Genomic DNA, 16,805 nt, shown 5'->3' with positions numbered 1-16,805 from the left:
GAAGCTGTCTGGGGGTATAGCTCAGCTGGGAGAGCGCTTGCATGGCATGCAAGAGGTCAGCGGTTCGATCCCGCTTACCTCCACCAAATTTCCATCATTGAATGTCCGGTCCCCTTCGTCTAGAGGCCTAGGACATCACCCTTTCACGGTGAGTACAGGGGTTCGAATCCCCTAGGGGACGCCAGGGAGACCTGGACCGCTGCGGAGCGGTAGTTCAGTTGGTTAGAATACCGGCCTGTCACGCCGGGGGTCGCGGGTTCGAGCCCCGTCCGCTCCGCCAAATTCCGATTCAAAACGCCTTGCCGATCATCTGATGGCAGGGTTTTTTGTTTTTGGGCCAGTTCCACGTACCCCCGCCGATTTTCAAAAGCCCGATCTCCGACCCTGAAATCCGGCTTTTGTAAGTGTGGGTTCGCCGGGTGATCCGCTAATATAAGCTCCGGCGCGTCGTGCTGCGTGCAAAGGCACGGGGGTCGCCGTTGTTTCCACTGACAGGCGCAGCATGAACTCACAATCTTTGCGGGCATCCTGGTCTGCACTGCGTGATGCGTTCGGGCTGGGGGTCATGTCTGCCGTGTTCTTCCTGGCGATGCTGGTCTTCGTATTGGGCAACGCGGTGGTCGTGTATTCTCTGATGTCGGGGTACGAGGCCTCCATTCGGCAGATCTCGACGCTCGACGACGTCCGCACGCTGAGCCAGCGACTGGCCGTTCAGGCCATGCGACTGGCCGACGGGTCCTACATCCAGACAGCCACGCTCAGCCAGGACATCGACATCGTGGAGAACGCCCTGCAGGCCCTGGATCAGGGCGGCGTGGTGGCGGGCCAAGAGGTCCCGCCGATCTCGCAGCCACAGGCGCGGGATTTCCTGCCTCAGATCCGGCGCAACTGGAAGATCATGCGGGGCCGCCTCCAGGCAGTGATCCTGGGCTCCTATACACAGGAGAGCAGCGCGAATGACCCGATGGATGCGCCCCAGGTCCTCCAGCGCCAATGGATGGCGGATGATGCGAAAAACCTGCTTAATATCCTGAACGCATGTTCAGACGTGCTGGTCCCCCAGTTGCTGGACACCAAGGAGCGCGCGGTCAGCCTCGGGCTGGGGCTTGCGGTGGCCGATCTGGCCTTGCTGCTGTTTCTATTCCTGTGGCTGCAGCGCTATCTGGTGCACCCATTGCGTGAGCTGTGCGAGGCCAGCGCCGGCTGGGTTCAGGGGAACTATGACGCCCGTGTGCGCGTCATGGGTGCCGGTGAACTCGGCCTGGTGGCGCGTGCCTTCAATGCGGGCTCTGAACAGTTGCGCAGCCTGTCGGACAAGATCCGCGAGGATCAGGCGGGCCTGGAGCGCTCCGGCATCATTTTCCGAGGGCTGGCGCTGAATTCGTTGGTGGGGATCTTCCTGGTCGAAGGAGAGCACTTCAGTTTCGTCAGCCAGAAAATGGCTGAAATCTTTGGCTATGAGGTCACGGAGATGGCGGGGTCCATGCCGCTCCTGAGCATTATCGTGCCTCGGGAGCGTTATCTGGTTGCCGAGGCGATCAAGGCCAGCCAGTCGCGCCAGGACGGGACCCTGCGCTTCGAGCACCATGGGCGGCGCAAGGACGGCACCGTGGTCGATATCGAAGTGTTCGGCACAGCCATCGCGGTCGATGGCAAGGTGTCCATCATCGGTCTGGTCCAGGACGTGACTGAGCGCAAGCAGGCGGAAGCCTCGGCCCAACTGGCGGCGATTGCTTACGAAAACAGCAGTGAGGCCATTGCAATCACGGACGCGAGCGGCGTCATCATCGACGTCAATCCGGCCTATTCACGCATGAGCGGGTACTGGTCGGATGAAGTGGCCGGCGAGATGCTCCCGCTGTTGCGGTCGGGGCGGCACAACCGCGAGTTCTATGACGAGATGTGGCACGCCATCAACACCAAGGGGCGCTGGGAAGGCGAATACTGGGGGCAGCGGAAATCGGGCGAGGAATATGCCGAGCGCGTGGTCATGGACACTGCCTGGAATCATGATGGGTCCATCAATTGCCGGGTGGCCATGCTCAGCGACGTGACGCAGAAGAAGCAGGTCGAGGCGCAGATCTGGAACCAGGCGCATCACGATCCGCTGACGGGCCTTCCCAACCGGCAGTATTTCAACGAGCGCCTGCAGACGTCCGTCGAGGCTTCCGATAGCACACATCAGCCGCTGGCGCTGCTGTTTCTGGACCTGGATCTGTTCAAGGAGATCAACGACTCCATGGGGCACGCGGTGGGCGATCAGTTACTGGTCGAAGTCGCCCAGCGTCTGCGTGCCAGCGCGACCGGAGACGCCTGTTTCGTGGCGCGGCTGGGTGGCGACGAGTTCGTCGTCCTCGTGCGCGATGCGCCTGACCGTGTGCAGATCGATGCGCTGTGCGAAGATATCCTGGCGCGTATCACCCAACCATATTTGCTCGGTGGCAAGACCCTGCACATCTCGGCCAGCCTGGGAGTGGCGCTGTACCCGCGCGATGCCGATAGTGCCGAGATGCTGTTGCGCCACGTGGATATGGCCATGTATGTGGCCAAGGAGTCGGGCCGCAATGGGTATCGTTATTTTGACGTGAGCATGCGCGAGCGGGTGCGCATGCAGCGCGACCTGCTGTATGCGCTGCCGCAGGCCATCGCTGCGGGCCAGTTCTTCCTGCTCTATCAGCCCATCTATTCCTTCCACACCCGTCACATCGTCCGCGCCGAGATCCTGCTGCGCTGGCGCCACCCCGAATTCGGCATCATCAGTCCGCTTGATTTCATTCCCTATGCCGAGGAGCGTCACCTGATCCGGCCGCTCAGTGACTGGGTGTTCGCGCAAGCCGCCCGCCAGCTCGCCGAATGGCGTGCGCTGTCGCCGGAGCTTCGACTGACCATGAATGTGTCTCCCGGACAGTTGTCCGAGGACAAGATCGATCTTCAGGTCATGCTGGACCTCCTGCATTCGCACGGTTTGCCCCCCGATTGTCTGTCGCTGGAATGCAGTGAACACCTGTTCCTGAATATGGATGCGGAAGTTCGTGCGCGCCTGCAGCGCATGAGTGCCGCAGGCATACGTTTCAGCGTCGGTGCGGTGTCACTGGGGATGTCCGCGCTCCTGGCGATGCCGCAGCAACCTTTCGAGACGCTCAAGCTCGAGCGTGAGGCGACCGAACAGTTGCTGGCCGGCGGCCACGCGCCCGTGGTTTTCGAATCCATCATCGAATTGGCCCATCGACTGGGGCTGTCGGTCGTCGCAGAGGGGGTCACCGTGCGCGAGCAGTACGAGTTCCTGCTGGGTGCTGGGTGCGATGCGGGCCAGGGTTACTGGTTCGATGAGCCGCTGGACCAGGACGTTTTCGAACAGCGCCTGCGTGATTCGGTTCAGCGCCCCTGAGGACGATGGCTGGTCCGCCATCCAATCCCGATGGCCAGCCACAAGGCCAGCCAGATCAATATGGGGGCGTTGCGCCAGCGCACATAGGGGGTCAGTCCCTGGGTTCCCAGGACCTCGACGTCCAGTACTCCCGGTGTTCCGGCGTCCAGCATGCCGCGCACCTGACCGTACGGGTCCAGGGCGGCCGTCATGCCGGTGTTGGTGGCCGCCACCAGCGGGCGTGCCGTTTCCAGCGCACGCATGCGGGCCATCCACAGATGCTGGCGCAGTGCCCAGGAGTCGCCGAACCAGGCCAGATTGCTGATGTTCACCAGGATGCTGGCGCCTGCAGTCCCGTCCGGGCCTGGAGCCACATGTGCCGCAATCTGCTCGCCGAAGGTGTCCTCATAGCAGATGTCCACCGCGAGGGCCTGTCCGGCCAGTCGAAGCGGCGGTTGGACCAGCGAGCCTCGGTTGAAGTCGCCCAACGGAATCTGCATTGCATGGACGAACCAGCGGAATCCGGGTGGGATGAATTCGCCGAATGGAACCAGATGGTGCTTGTCGTAGTGCCAGGGTGCGGGTGTGCCCGGGAATGAAGCGTTGCCAGGGGGCAGGGCGATGGCGCCGTTCGTGTACCGGTCGCCCACGGACGATCGACTATGCAGCGGGATGCCCATGAGCAGTGTGGCTTGCTGGTGTTGCGCCACTGCCTGCCAGCGTGACCATATCTCGGGCGGGATTTCGTCCTGGAAGATCGGCATCACGGTTTCAGGGAAGACGATCAGCGCTGGATGGTCCGCCTTGTCCTTCGCTGGCAGGTCAGCCAGGCGCAGCGTACGGGTGATGGCCGCTTCGAATTGCCGTGGATCGAATTTTTCCGACTGGGGCGTGGCAGGTTGCACCAGACGCACCATCAGCGGTGACCCCAGCGGGCTGGACCACTGGATATGCTGGCCGGCGATGCCGGCCAGACCGCAGACCAGCGCCAGTGCGACGACTGCGGCCGCGCTGCGGTCGTAGGGGGCGCTGTCCTTGGCCCGTGCCATGAGCGCCACAGCGGCGGCCGAGAATGCCGCCAGCCAGCTCAGACCGTAGACGCCGACCACCGGGGCCCAGGCAGCGAACATGCCTTCGGCGTGCGCATAGCCGGCGTCCAGCCAGGTGAAGCCGGTGAACAGAGTGCCGCGCAGCCATTCGAACAGTGTCCAGGACGAGGCCCAGACCAGCGCATTCAGGATCTGCCGGCGGGCGTACTGGTGTGGGGACCGCCAGGCGGCGCACAGCCAGGCGCTGAGGGCACAGGCTGCAGCGGAATAGAGGGCGATGGCGGCCGCAAACAGCAGCAGGGCTGCCACGGCAAGCGGAAGGGCCAGTCCGCCGAACGTGTGCATGCTGATCGTGAGCCAGTAGACGCCGACGGTAAACTGGGCCAGACCGAACAGCCAGCCATCCAGTGCGGCTGCCCGGACGCGTTCCGCACCCCAGGTGCAAGCAGCCAGGACCGCCAGGGAGCCGATCTGAACGAACGGCAGGCTCCATTCGGGCAAAGGCCCGGGCGCAAAGCACAGCGCCTGGATGCCACCGGCCAGCAGGATGACCAGCCAGTGACGCCAGCCCCTCCGGTGGTCAGGCGGCATCGTCTTGTGCAGGAGGGGTGGTGGGCGATGGGGATTCCAGCCGCTGGACGTGCAACCAGCGTGCCCGCTTGCCGTCGGCGCCCACGACGGTGAAGGCCAGTCCCTGGGATTCCAGGCGTTCGCCGCGGCGCGGGATGTGGCCGATTTCCGCCGCCAGCCAACCGTTCAGCGTGTCACAGTCCTGGTCCGGAAGGTGCACCCCGAAGGTCTCGTTGAAGTCGTCGATCTCGGTGGTGCCCATGGCACGCCAGCTGTTCTCGCCGGTGCGGAAGATCGTCTTTTCGTCCGTGTCGTCGAATTCATCCTCGATGTCGCCGACGATCTGCTCCAGCACGTCTTCCATGGTCACCAGGCCGCTGATGCCGCCGTGCTCGTCCACGACGATGGCGAGGTGGTTGCGGCTCATGCGGAAGTCGTGCAGCAGTTCGTTCAGTCGTTTCGTCTCGGGGATGAAGACGGCCGGCCGGATCAGGGTGCGGATGTTCAGCGCATGGTCCGACAGGGCGAGCAGCAGGTCTTTGGTAAGCAGCACCCCGACGATGTTGTCCCGATCGCCTTCGTAGACGGGAAACCGGGAGTGTCCGGTGTCGGTGATCTCTGGCATCAGGTCGGCCAGCGGTCGCGAGATGTCCAGCATGTCCATGCGCGAACGCGAGACCATGATGTCGGCGACGGTCTTGTCGGCGACGGTCAATGCCCCGGAGATCATCGCGTACGATTCTCCGTCCAGGATGGAGTGATCGTGTGCGGCCTCGAGTACTGCCCTGATTTCTGCGCGGCCGGTGGGTGGGTTGGGCCGCAGGAGGGACTTCAGTCTGGAGAACAGGGATTTGGGCGCCGGCGGTTCAGGTCGGGGCTCAGTGTCGGAATGGGGGTCTGGCATTGTCCGATGGACGAGTGTCTGGATTTCTTAGCATAACCGATAACGCCGGAGAATCTGTGGCGGCGTCAGGTCTGGGACCCCACCCGGTAAGGGTCGGGGATGTGTTGTGCGGCGAGAATGCGGGTCTCCAGCGCTTCCATGCGCTCGGCTTCGTCAGGCACGATGTGGTCCCACCCCAGGGCGTGCAGCACGCCGTGGGTGACCAGGTGGGCTGCGTGGTGCGGCAGTGGTTTGTGCTGCTCGGCGGCCTCGCGTACCAGCACGGGGAGGCACAGCACGATGTCGCCGCTGATCAGGCCGTCCGGGGTTTCGCCATATTCGAATGTCAAGACGTTGGTCGCGTAATCGCGCTGCCGGTAGCTTGCGTTCAGCGCGCGGCCCTCGTCGGCGTCCACGATGCGCAACGTCAGTGCCACAGGCTGGCCGGCGCGGGGATCGGGTGTCACCAGGGCCTGCTCCAGCGCCTGCCCAACCCAGCGGCGCAGGCGCCAGCGGGGGAGGTCGGGCGCGGCGACGGCGTACTGAACGGATAGCGAAAAGTCAGGATACATGGTCGCCGGCCTTTTCATAGGCATCCACGATGCGGGCTACCAGTGGATGGCGCACCACGTCGCGGCTGGTGAATCGCGTCTGGGCGATTCCGGGTACCCCGTCCAGTACATCCAGCGCATGCAGCAGCCCGCTTTGTTGGCTCTTGGGCAGATCCACCTGAGATGGGTCGCCGTTGATCACCGCCTTGCTGCCAAAGCCGATTCGGGTCAGGAACATCTTCATCTGCTCGGGCGTCGTGTTTTGCGCCTCGTCCAGGATGATGAACGCCTGGTTGAGCGTGCGGCCGCGCATGTAGGCCAGCGGTGCGATCTCGATGGTCTGCTTCTCGAAGAGGTGCTGCGTGCGCTCGAACCCCATCAGGTCGTACAGGGCGTCATACAGCGGCCGCAGGTAGGGGTCCACCTTCTGGACCAGGTCACCGGGTAGGAAACCCAGGCGTTCGCCCGCTTCCACTGCCGGACGAGTGAGCACCAGACGGGAGACCGTTTCGCGCTCCAGTGCGTCGATGGCGCAGGCGACGGCCAGCCACGTCTTGCCCGTGCCGGCCGGCCCGACGCCAAAGGTGACGTCGTGTTTCAGGATGGCGTTCAGGTAGTCGCGCTGGCGGGGCGTACGGGGCCGCAGATCAGGCTTGCGGGTGTGCAGGTGCAGGCTCGCGTCGTCCACTGGCGGTGGATCGGGCAGATCGGATCTGGCACGAACGGCTGCGTCCGGCTGAGCCCCCAGTTCGACCAGGCCAAGCTGCAGGGTTTCCAGTGACAAGGGTGTGTTGGCGGCCCGATCATGGAACCAGCGCAGCGCGTCGGCTGTGCGGCGGGCCTGCGGCCCCCGAATGCTGACGTGGCTGCCTCGACGGCTGATTCCCGTGCCGTAGGCCTGGCCGATCTGTCGCAGGTTTTCGTCCAGAGGACCGCACAGGTTGGCCAGCTGCGTGTTGCTGCCGGCAAGCTGCAATGTGACGGGCCGGGTATGTGCGGCTGCCGTGCGCGGTTTTTCCCGAGAATCGCCGTTCATGCTGGAATCTGCACGGAGTCGCGCGTCAGTACCTCGCCGCGCAGCGTGTTGGTGAGCGCCGCAGTGATACGCACGTCCACCATTTGTCCGATCAGACGCGGTTCACCTGCAAAGTTCACGATGCGGTTGTTTTCGGTGCGGCCTTTCATATCGTGTGGATCCTTTTTCGACGGGCCTTCCACCAGCAGCCGCTGCACGCTGCCCACCATGGCTTGGCTGATCGCGCCGGCCTGGTCATTGATCAGCGATTGCAGCCGGTGCAGCCGGTCCAGCTTGACTTCCTGGGGCGTGTAGTCCACCAGCAGAGCGGCCGGCGTACCCGGACGCGGCGAATAAACGAAGGAAAATGACTGGTCGAAACCCACGTCGCGCACCAGATCCATCGTCTTCTGGAAGTCGGGCTCGGTCTCGACAGGGAAGCCCACGATGAAGTCCGACGAAAACGTCATGTCCGGCCGAGTGGCGCGCAGCCGGCGAATGATGGATTTATATTCCAGCACCGTGTACCCGCGCTTCATGGCACCCAGCACGCGGTCGCTGCCAGCCTGGACTGGCAGATGCAGGAAGGGCACTAGCTTGGGCAGCCGGCCGTGGGCCTCGATCAGGCGCGCCGTCATTTCCTTGGGGTGCGAAGTGGTGTAGCGGATGCGCTCGATACCCGGGATGTCGTGCACGTAATCCAGCAGCATGGCGAAGTCGGCAACTTCGCCTGAATCCCCGGTGGCTCCCCGGTAGGCATTGACGTTCTGTCCCAGCAGAGTGACCTCGCGCACGCCCTGGTCAGCCAGATCGGCGACTTCGGTCAGTACGTCGTCGAAGGGCCGGGAGACCTCCGGGCCGCGGGTGTAGGGCACCACGCAGAAGCTGCAGTATTTGCTGCAGCCTTCCATGATGGAGACAAAGGCCGTGGGTCCGTTGACGTGGGCCGGCGGCAGCGCGTCGAACTTTTCGATGGCCGGGAACGAGACGTCGATCTGCGACTGACCCGTCTGTCGGCGGCGGTCGATGAGCTCCGGCAGCCGGTGCAGGGTCTGCGGGCCGAACACCACGTCCACGTAAGGGGCGCGTCGCACGATGGCTTCGCCTTCCTGGCTGGCTACGCAGCCACCGACGCCGATCAGCAGGTCGGGGTTGCTGTCCTTCAGGTGCTGCACACGCCCGAGATCCGAGAACACCTTTTCCTGAGCCTTTTCGCGCACGGAACAGGTGTTGAAGAGGATGATGTCGGCGTCCTCCGGCGTCTGGGTGAGTTCTACGCCTTCGGTGGCCTGCAGGATATCGGCCATCTTTTCCGAGTCGTACTCGTTCATCTGGCAGCCGAAGGTGCGGATGAAGAGTTTCTTGTGCTCACCGGGTTCAGTGGGCTGCAGGGCTTTGGCGATAGCCGCGATTTCGGATTCCGGAGTAAGCGCGGCGACGGGTGCGTGGTGGATGACGCCGGGGCGGTGCGCGGTGGTTTCTTGCATGGGGAGTGCCGGTGACGGGTTTATATCCCGGGGGCGGTGTGGGCTTTATGGGAACTGGTTATTGTACTGGGTTCGTTGGGAGGACTCTATCTTCGGTTGAGGGGCCGGGGTTTGAGTTCTTGAGACGCGGGATGGTGGATGGGTTGCCGGTTCTCCCTACTCGGCGGTCCTCCCTGCGGTCGGACTTTCCGGTCCTTCCTCGTCCGCGCGGGCGTCGCCATCCGAGCAGGGTCGGATGGCGACGAATTCCCCGCACTCCCTTCGGAAGCCACCGGCGCCTCCACGGTCGACCCGGCACCCCATCCACCACCCCACTGCGTCCCTCGAGATTTCCAAGATGCGGTGGCAAGGGTAAAGGATGTTCTGTGGCGCTAACAGCTAAGCATAAGTTCGCACCCAACACCGGGGAACAAGGCATAGACAGATGCAGGGGCGGGGGCGGGATCTTTCCGACTCGATACCACAGTGATTTTGCTGACCCACCCTACAAGAAGAGGGCCGGGGTACAAATGGGGATGCAACCGTGGAGGCGCCGGTGGCTTCCGAAGGGAAGCCGGGGAATTCGTTCACATCCGACCCTGCTCGGATGTGAACGCCCGGCTGTACGAGGAAGGACCGGGAAGTCTGACCGAAGGGAAGACCGCCGGGTAGGGCGCATCCCCATTTGTACCCCGGCCCGATCTCACATAAGAAAGAGCTGTGCTCCAGTGAATGAAGCCGATCAGCCGAGCTCGACTTCCGGCCCGTCCTTCTTCACGTGCTTCACCAGATCTTCCCGTTTGATCCCCATCCACATCGACAGCGCGGCCGCCACGAACACCGACGAGTAGATCCCGAACCAGATCCCGATCGTCAGCGCCAGCGAAAAGTTGTGCAGCGTCGGCCCGCCGAAGAAGAACATCGACAGCACCATCATCTGGGTCGAACCGTGGGTGATGATCGTCCGCGAAATGTTCTGCGTGATGGCCGCGTCGATGATGTCGCGCACTGGCGCCTTGCGCTGCTTGCGGAAGTTTTCACGGATCCGGTCCATCACCACCACGGATTCATTCACCGAGTAGCCCAGCACGGCCAGTACCCCCGCCAGCACCGACAGCGAGAACTCCCACTGGAAGAAGGAGAAGAATCCCAGGATGATCACCACGTCGTGCAGGTTCGCGATGGCGCATGATGCGGCGAGCTTCCATTCGAATCGCACGGCCAGATAGAGCAGAATGCCGATCACGCAGAACGCAAGCGCCTTCAGGGCGTTGTGCAGCAGTTCCTGTCCGACCTGCGGGCCCACGAACTCCACCCGCTGCAGCTTCACCTGGGGATGCGCCTTCTGCAGTTCCTTCAGGACGGTCTGGCTTTGAGCGGCCGTGTCTTGGCCGGCTCGTACCGGCAGACGGATCATCACGTCCTTGGATGTGCCGAAGTTCTGGACCTGGAAGTCCTTGTAGCCCAGCGCGTCCACGGCGGAGCGGATGTCGTCGACTGGCGCCGCCTGCTCGTAGTGCATTTCCATCACCGTGCCGCCGGTGAATTCGATTGACAGTTGAAAGCCGCGTGTGGCGATGAAGAATACGGCCAGCAGGAACGTGATCAGACTGATGATGTTCAGCACCAGCGCCGGGCGCATGAACGGGATGGTCTTGTGGATGCGGAAGAATTCCATGATGCGTCCTGCTCAATTCTGCTGCTTGTTGGGGTGCCACACCGTACCGATGGAGATCGCCTTGAGCTTGCGCTTGCGCCCGTAGTACAGGTTAGCCAGGGCACGCACGCCCACGACCGAGGTGAACATCGAGGTCAGCAGGCCGATCACGTGGACGACGGCGAAGCCCCGCACCGGCCCGGTCCCAAAGGCGAGCAGGGCGACCCCGACGATCAAGCTGGTCAGGTTGGAATCGAAAATCGTCACCCAGGCACGTTCAAATCCCAAGTGGATGGCCTGTTGCGGCGAGTAGCCTTCCCGCAGCTCTTCACGGATGCGTTCATTGATCAGCACGTTGGCGTCGATCGCCATGCCCAAGGTCAGCGCCATGGCCGCGATGCCAGGCAGGGTCAGCGTGGCCTGCAGCATGGAGAGGATGGCAACCACCAGCAGCACGTTGAACGACAGGCCCAGCGTGGAGAACACCCCGAACAGGTGATAGTAGAGAATGATGAAGACAGCGATGGCCATGAAGCCATACAGCGTCGACTCAAACCCCTGTCTGATATTGGCGGCTCCCAGGCTGGGGCCGATGGTCCGTTCCTCGATGATGTGCATCGGAGCGGCGAGCGCCCCGGCGCGCAGCAGCAGCGAAACGTCGGCGGCTTCCTGGGCCGTCATGCTGCCTGAAATTTGCACATGGCCGCCGGGGATTTCGGAGCGGATCACCGGAGCGGTCACGACCTGGCCCTTGCCGTTTTCAATCAGCACGATGGCCATGCGCTTGCCAATGTTGTCGCGTGTGACGTCGCGAAAGATCCGCGCGCCCTTGGAGTCCAACGTCAGGTTGACGGTGGGTTCCTGCGTCTGCTGATCGCGTCCTGGCTGGGCATCCTGCAGGTTTTCGCCCGTCAGAATGACTTGGCGGCGCAGCAGCAGGGGCTGGCCGTTGGTGTCTTTGTATTGGACCAGGCCGAACGGGACCTTGCCCTGAGCCAGGGAGGCCATGGCGGCGGGCGAGTCGTCCACCATATGAATTTCCAGCGTCGCCGTGCGGCCCAGGATTTCCTTGGCCTTTGCGATGTCCTGCACGCCGGGCAGCTCGACCACGATGCGGTCCGCTCCTTGTTGCTGGATCACCGGCTCGGCCACCCCCAGTTCATTGATGCGGTTGTGCAGGGTCTGGATGTTCTGTTTCAGTGCGTTGCCTTCGACCTGTGTGATGGCCGAATCGCTGAGTTTGCCGTCCAGCAGCCACTGATCGCCCGCCCGGCCCGGCGTAAAGACCAGCTCGGGGATGGCACGGCGCAGTGCGTCGGTCGCCGCGCCGCGGGCCTCTTCGGTGGCGAATGTTGCGCGCACCGACATCTGGCTGCGCTCCACGTCGTCGAACTTGACCTTCGCGTCGCGCAAGGCGGTGCGTGCTTCGCCCGCCATGGAGTCATACCGGCCCGTCAGGGCTCCGTTCATATCGACCTGAAGCAGGAAGTGCACCCCGCCGCGCAGGTCCAGCCCCAGATACATGGGATTGGCGCCCAGCGCAGTCAGCCAATTGGGAGAGGCCGACATGAGGTTGAGCGCGACCGTGTAGTCAGGGTTCTTCGGATCGGCGTTCAGCGCCTTTTCCAGCTCGTCTTTCGCCTTGAGCTGCGTGTCCGTGGAGTCGAAGCGGAACCGCACGGTGCCGACCGGGCCGTTCATTTCCATCGAACTGGCGGTAGATGGAATATGGGCCTGATTGAGGATCTGCTCGGCGCGTACCAGCGTGTCCTGATCGACCTTCACGGTCGCCTTGGCGCCCGCGACCTGGACGGCGGGAGATTCGCCAAACAGATTGGGCAGCGCGTACAGCGCGCCAATCAGCAGGGCAGCCAGGACGATGAGGTATTTCCAGATGGGATAGCGGTTCATGGTCGACCAGGGACGGACAAGTGAGAGCGCGGCGCCTGGGGGCGCCCGCGCCGGATCAGAGCGACTTGATGGTGCCCTTGGGAAGTACGGAGGTCACCGCGCTGCGCTGCACGATGGTTTCGATGGGCTTGTCGCCCGCCTGCGCGATCTCCAGGGTGACGTAGTTGTCGCTCACCTTGCTGATCTTGCCGAGGATTCCGCCCGACAGGATGACCTCGTCGCCTTTGGACAGGGTCTCCACCATCTTCTTGTGGTCCTTCTGCCGCTTCATCTGTGGGCGGATCATCAGGAAGTACAGGATGACGAACATGAGGATGATGGGCAGCATGCTCATCAGCGCATTGGGTTCGCCACCAGCCGCCTGGGCTGGCATCAGGGTTAGGGTGTCGAGCACGGACATGAAGGCTCCTGAAGAAAATCGATCATGAAATGGTGGGAAGTTAACTTTTAATTGTAGCGAGATATTGGCGAATGCGCGTCAACTGATGCCGCTGGCGCGATCCACCTGAAATTGTGCGCGCCAGGTCTCGAACCGGTCGTTCTCGATGGCCGTGCGCATCTCTGTCATCAGGTTCAGGTAGAAGTGCAGGTTGTGCAGCGTATTCAGGCGCGCGCCGGTGATCTCGCCGACCCGTTGCAGGTGGTGCAGGTAGGCGCGCGAGAAATGCCGGCAGGTATGGCAGGCGCAGGAGGGATCCAGCGGACGGGTGTCGTTCCGGTAACGGGCATTGCGGATCTTGATGTCGCCGTGCCGGGTGAACAGCCAGCCGTTGCGGGCATTGCGCGTTGGCATGACGCAGTCGAACATATCCACGCCCGTGCGCACGCCTTCGACCAGATCCTCGGGCGTGCCCACTCCCATCAGGTAGCGTGGGGCCTGCGCTGGCATGCGTGGCGTGACGTGGGCCAGCATGCGCATCATGTCTTCCTTCGGTTCGCCCACGGACAGGCCGCCGATGGCGTAGCCCTCGAAGCCGATGTCCGTCAGGCCGGCGAGGGATTCGTCGCGCAAGTCTTCATACATGCCCCCCTGGATGATGCCGAACAGCGCGTTGGGGTTCTGCCGCTCCTGGAACGCGGTGCGGGAACGGCGCGCCCACCGCAGTGACATGCGCATGGAGGTGGCCGCCTCCTCATGCGTGGCCGGGCGTCCGCTGATCTGATAGGGGGTGCATTCGTCCAGCACCATGGCGATGTCGGAGTTCAGGCTGTGCTGGATGCGCATGGACTCCTCGGGTGAGAGAAACAGGCGCGAACCGTCTATGGGTGAGGCGAATTTCACGCCTTCCTCGGTGATCTTGCGCATGCCGTTCAGGCTGAACACCTGGAATCCGCCCGAGTCGGTCAAAATCGGGCGCGGCCATTGCATGAAGCCGTGCAGTCCGCCGTGTGCGTCCAGCACCTCTGTACCAGGGCGCAGCCACAGGTGGAAGGTGTTGCCCAGCACGATTTGCGCGCCGATGGATTCGAGTTCGTCGGGCAGCATGGCTTTCACACTGCCGTAGGTCCCCACCGGCATGAAGATCGGAGTCTGGATCGTGCCGTGGTTCAGCGTCAGGCAGCCACGTCGCGCGGCCCCGTCGGTGTGCAGCAGTTCGAAGTGCAGTCCGGTCATGAAGTTGGGCTCGAGGCGGCCTTGGCGGCCTCGATGAACATGGCGTCGCCGTAGCTGAAGAAGCGGTAGCGGGATTGAACGGCGTGCGCGTAGGCGCGGCGGATGGGCTCCATCCCGGCCAGGGCCGAGACCAGCATGAGCAGCGTGGATTGGGGCAAGTGGAAATTGGTGATCAGGGCGTCCACGTTCTGGAACGTGTAGCCTGGGGTGATGAACAAGCGTGTGTCGCCCTCACAGGTGTGCACACCATCGCCCTCGTGGGCGGCCGCTTCCAGCGAGCGCACGCTGGTGGTGCCTACGGCGATGACGCGGCCTCCCCGGGCTCGGGTTTCGTGTATCTGGGCAAACACCGATTCCGGTACGACGTAGCGCTCCGAGTGCATGACGTGTTCGCTGATGTTGGTCACACGTACGGGCTGGAAGGTCCCCGCCCCCACGTGCAGGGTGACGAAGGCCTCGCCGATGTCCTGGGTCTTCAGGCGGTCCAGCATGGCTTGGTCGAAGTGCAGTCCCGCAGTGGGCGCAGCGACCGCACCCGGCTTCTCGGCATAGACGGTCTGGTAGCGCGACTCGTCTTCGGCGGCGGGAGCATGGGTGATGTAGGGCGGCAGCGGAACGTCGCCATACTGCTCCAGCAGGTTCAGCAGCGGCGACGGGAACGACAGTTCGAACAGTTCACCCTGACGGCCCAGCACCTCGGCCTGGATGGCACCATCCGCCAGCAGCAGGCGCGTGCCGGCGTGCGGTGATTTGCTGGAGCGCAGGTGGACCAGCGCCCGGGTCGGAGCCAGGATGCGTTCGACGAGGACTTCGACTTGGCCGCCGGTTTCCTTGCGGCCGCGCAGACGCGCCTTGATGACGCGGGTATTGTTGAACACCAGCAGGTCGCCGGCGCGCAGCAGGCCGGGCAGGTCCGTGAAATGGAGGTCGTGCAGCCCGCCGGCGGCGTCCAGATGCAGCAGGCGGCTGGCGTCGCGGCGCTCGGCCGGGTGCTGGGCAATGAGTTCAGGCGGCAGTTCGTAGTCGAACTGCGAGATATCCATGGGTTGGGGCACGGGAGATTCGATGGCCCGAGTGGGCCGGATGACGGTTTGAGCGGGCTATTTTAGCGCGGCGATTGCCGAGCACTTCTGAGGAAGTGCCGCTTTGGATTATGCTGGTGTTTTTTTGTCGGGCGGCAGTATGGAAGGTGCAGGATGGTGGCGGGCGATCCGCCGACGGGATTTCAACGAAGGGCGGCGCTTGCGGCCTGGCCGATCGATGCTGCTGTGGCGTTGCGCGCACTGGGCGGCCGGGGCCTTGCTGGGCATGGCTTCACTGGCGGTGGCTGCGCAGGCGCTGCCACCGGAATTGCAGAAGGCCTGGAAGGCGACGAAGCTGCCGGATTCTTCGCTGTCCCTCGAAATCCGTGAAGCTGGCGGACCGGTCATTGCCCGCGTCAATGCCGAGGTACCACGCAACCCGGCCTCCGTCATGAAGACCGTCACCACCTGGTCGGCGCTCTCGGCGCTGGGGCCGGACTACGCTTGGCGGACCCGGCTCGCGAGCGATTCCGGCGCCCGGGTCGACGCCCAGGGTACGTTGCAGGGGCCGCTCTATGTGGTGGGTGGTGGCGACCCTTACTTCAGGCCGGACGATCTTTGGGACTTGTTGCGCCAACTGCGCTTGCGCGGCGTCAAGAATCTGTCAGAAGTGGTGGTGGATCGCAGCCGGTTCGGCGATGTGACCATCGATCCGGGCGAATTCGATGGTGCTGCCGATAGTCCCTACAATGCCAGTCCGGACGCCTTGATGGTAGGTTTTGGCGCGAGCCGTATCCTGTTCTATCCCGACGTGCAGACGCGCCAGTGGATTCCCATCGTGGACCCCCCCACCCGCAATGTGCGTATCGAAGGCCAGTTGCAGTGGCTGGATGGGCGTTGCACCAGCTCTCCGGCGGTGATGGCCAATATCCAGGTGCAGAATCATCAGGCGGTCGTCCATATAGGCGGCAAGGTCGCAGGCGCCTGCGGGGAATTCAGCTACTACCGGTTGATTGGCTCTCAGGCCGATCACTTCGAAGGCCTGTTCCGCCTGCTCTGGCAGGAACTGGGTGGCACCATTGCGCGCGGCTTCGTGTCGGGCAAGGCGCCTTCCAGCGCAAAGACCCTGGTCTGGCACGATTCGCCCTGGCTGTCCGACGTGATCCGCCAGATCAACAAGAACAGCAATAACGTCATGGCCCGCATGACCTTCCTGACGCTGGGGGCGGAGCTGAAAGGGACAGGGGCGACCTTGTCCAGCAGTGCTCAGGCCGTCCTCGAGGTCATGAAGAATCAGGGGGTGGATACCACTGGCTGGGTGCTGGTGAATGGATCCGGGCTTTCGCGCCAAGGACGTGTGACCGCACACGGCCTGGCCCAGATGTATGACAATATCTGGCGCTCGCCGCTCATGCCGGAATTCGTTTCGTCCCTGGCCATTTCGGGCGTGGACGGCACGGTACGCAAACGTTTGCGCGCTGGTGACACGCGCGGTCAGGCACACCTGAAGACAGGGACGCTGCGCAATTCCCGCGCGCTGGCGGGGTTCGTGCGGGGGACCAGCGGCAAACGCTACATTCTGGTCAGCCTGGTCAATGATCCCAGCTCTTGGGCAGTGCGCAATTTCGATGATGCGATCGTGCGCTGGCTGGCTTCCAAATAGCGTTGGCTGGCTGCTGCGGCACTGCTGATCGAGACC

At 63.4% G+C, this 16,805-nt stretch carries 12 protein-coding genes and 3 tRNA genes; 5 read left to right on the top strand and 10 right to left on the bottom strand.

Features of this window, described 5'->3' with window-relative positions:
• The first annotated feature begins 10 nt into the window (after positions 1-10).
• From EPN31_RS00525 to EPN31_RS00510, 4 genes are all read left to right on the top strand, one after another.
• A tRNA-Ala gene (locus EPN31_RS00525) sits at positions 11-86 on the top strand.
• Between the two features lie 22 nt (positions 87-108).
• Positions 109-184, top strand: a tRNA-Glu gene (locus EPN31_RS00520).
• Positions 185-203: 19 nt separating this feature from the next.
• Positions 204-280: transfer RNA gene (locus EPN31_RS00515), tRNA-Asp, on the top strand.
• Between the two features lie 222 nt (positions 281-502).
• On the top strand, positions 503-3,388 hold the full coding sequence (locus EPN31_RS00510; protein ID WP_291768064.1) for an EAL domain-containing protein: 2,886 nt from the start codon (positions 503-505) through the stop codon (positions 3,386-3,388).
• Here the strand turns inward: EPN31_RS00510 and lnt are convergent.
• From lnt to queA, 10 genes are all read right to left on the bottom strand, one after another.
• Positions 3,376-5,007, bottom strand: a complete 1,632-nt coding sequence (gene lnt / locus EPN31_RS00505; protein ID WP_291768063.1) for an apolipoprotein N-acyltransferase — start codon at positions 5,005-5,007, stop codon at positions 3,376-3,378. The two genes, EPN31_RS00510 and lnt, sit on opposite strands and share 13 nt — an antisense overlap.
• On the bottom strand, positions 4,997-5,890 hold the full coding sequence (locus tag EPN31_RS00500) for an HlyC/CorC family transporter (RefSeq protein WP_291768062.1): 894 nt from the start codon (positions 5,888-5,890) through the stop codon (positions 4,997-4,999). The genes lnt and EPN31_RS00500 overlap by 11 nt, the downstream gene beginning before the upstream one ends.
• 65 nt (positions 5,891-5,955) lie before the next feature.
• Complete coding sequence (ybeY, locus tag EPN31_RS00495) at positions 5,956-6,441, bottom strand: rRNA maturation RNase YbeY (RefSeq protein ID WP_291768061.1); 486 nt, start codon at positions 6,439-6,441, stop codon at positions 5,956-5,958.
• Positions 6,431-7,456, bottom strand: a complete 1,026-nt coding sequence (locus EPN31_RS00490; protein ID WP_291768060.1) for a PhoH family protein — start codon at positions 7,454-7,456, stop codon at positions 6,431-6,433. Before EPN31_RS00490 ends, ybeY begins: the two co-directional genes overlap by 11 nt.
• Entirely contained in the window at positions 7,453-8,922 is a 1,470-nt protein-coding gene (gene miaB / locus EPN31_RS00485) for a tRNA (N6-isopentenyl adenosine(37)-C2)-methylthiotransferase MiaB (RefSeq protein ID WP_291768059.1), read from the bottom strand. Before miaB ends, EPN31_RS00490 begins: the two co-directional genes overlap by 4 nt.
• A 721-nt stretch (positions 8,923-9,643) precedes the next feature.
• A complete protein-coding gene (gene secF / locus EPN31_RS00480) occupies positions 9,644-10,579 on the bottom strand; it encodes a protein translocase subunit SecF (RefSeq protein ID WP_291768058.1) in 936 nt (311 codons plus the stop codon).
• 12 nt (positions 10,580-10,591) lie between these two features.
• A complete protein-coding gene (gene secD, locus EPN31_RS00475; protein WP_291768057.1) occupies positions 10,592-12,469 on the bottom strand; it encodes a protein translocase subunit SecD in 1,878 nt (625 codons plus the stop codon).
• A 55-nt stretch (positions 12,470-12,524) separates the two neighbouring features.
• Positions 12,525-12,869, bottom strand: coding sequence for a preprotein translocase subunit YajC (gene yajC / locus EPN31_RS00470; RefSeq protein ID WP_291768056.1), 345 nt, complete (start codon positions 12,867-12,869; stop codon positions 12,525-12,527).
• Positions 12,870-12,947: 78 nt separating this feature from the next.
• On the bottom strand, positions 12,948-14,084 hold the full coding sequence (tgt, locus tag EPN31_RS00465; protein WP_291768055.1) for a tRNA guanosine(34) transglycosylase Tgt: 1,137 nt from the start codon (positions 14,082-14,084) through the stop codon (positions 12,948-12,950).
• On the bottom strand, positions 14,081-15,127 hold the full coding sequence (gene queA / locus EPN31_RS00460) for a tRNA preQ1(34) S-adenosylmethionine ribosyltransferase-isomerase QueA (RefSeq protein WP_291768140.1): 1,047 nt from the start codon (positions 15,125-15,127) through the stop codon (positions 14,081-14,083). The genes tgt and queA overlap by 4 nt, the downstream gene beginning before the upstream one ends.
• Before the next feature lie 217 nt (positions 15,128-15,344).
• Here queA and dacB point away from each other — a divergent pair, with 217 nt between their 5' ends.
• Positions 15,345-16,769 (top strand): D-alanyl-D-alanine carboxypeptidase/D-alanyl-D-alanine-endopeptidase, encoded by a 1,425-nt coding sequence (dacB, locus tag EPN31_RS00455; RefSeq protein ID WP_291768138.1) that lies wholly within the window; start codon positions 15,345-15,347, stop codon positions 16,767-16,769.
• Positions 16,770-16,805: the final 36 nt, after the last annotated feature.

Source organism: Castellaniella sp. (genome assembly GCF_004321985.1).
Taxonomy (GTDB): domain Bacteria; phylum Pseudomonadota; class Gammaproteobacteria; order Burkholderiales; family Burkholderiaceae_B; genus Castellaniella.
This window is presented reverse-complemented; position numbering and strand designations above follow the sequence as displayed.

Excerpts from the sequence above, each read along its gene's own strand:
- EPN31_RS00510 (WP_291768064.1), top strand. The coding sequence starts at position 503 with ATGAACTCACAATCTTTGCGGGCATCCTGGTCTGCACTGCGTGATGCG.
- lnt (WP_291768063.1), bottom strand. The coding sequence starts at position 5,007 with ATGCCGCCTGACCACCGGAGGGGCTGGCGTCACTGGCTGGTCATCCTG.
- EPN31_RS00500 (WP_291768062.1), bottom strand. The coding sequence starts at position 5,890 with ATGCCAGACCCCCATTCCGACACTGAGCCCCGACCTGAACCGCCGGCG.
- ybeY (WP_291768061.1), bottom strand. The coding sequence starts at position 6,441 with ATGTATCCTGACTTTTCGCTATCCGTTCAGTACGCCGTCGCCGCGCCC.
- EPN31_RS00490 (WP_291768060.1), bottom strand. The coding sequence starts at position 7,456 with ATGAACGGCGATTCTCGGGAAAAACCGCGCACGGCAGCCGCACATACC.
- miaB (WP_291768059.1), bottom strand. The coding sequence starts at position 8,922 with ATGCAAGAAACCACCGCGCACCGCCCCGGCGTCATCCACCACGCACCC.
- secF (WP_291768058.1), bottom strand. The coding sequence starts at position 10,579 with ATGGAATTCTTCCGCATCCACAAGACCATCCCGTTCATGCGCCCGGCG.
- secD (WP_291768057.1), bottom strand. The coding sequence starts at position 12,469 with ATGAACCGCTATCCCATCTGGAAATACCTCATCGTCCTGGCTGCCCTG.
- yajC (WP_291768056.1), bottom strand. The coding sequence starts at position 12,869 with ATGTCCGTGCTCGACACCCTAACCCTGATGCCAGCCCAGGCGGCTGGT.
- tgt (WP_291768055.1), bottom strand. The coding sequence starts at position 14,084 with ATGACCGGACTGCACTTCGAACTGCTGCACACCGACGGGGCCGCGCGA.
- queA (WP_291768140.1), bottom strand. The coding sequence starts at position 15,127 with ATGGATATCTCGCAGTTCGACTACGAACTGCCGCCTGAACTCATTGCC.
- dacB (WP_291768138.1), top strand. The coding sequence starts at position 15,345 with ATGCTGCTGTGGCGTTGCGCGCACTGGGCGGCCGGGGCCTTGCTGGGC.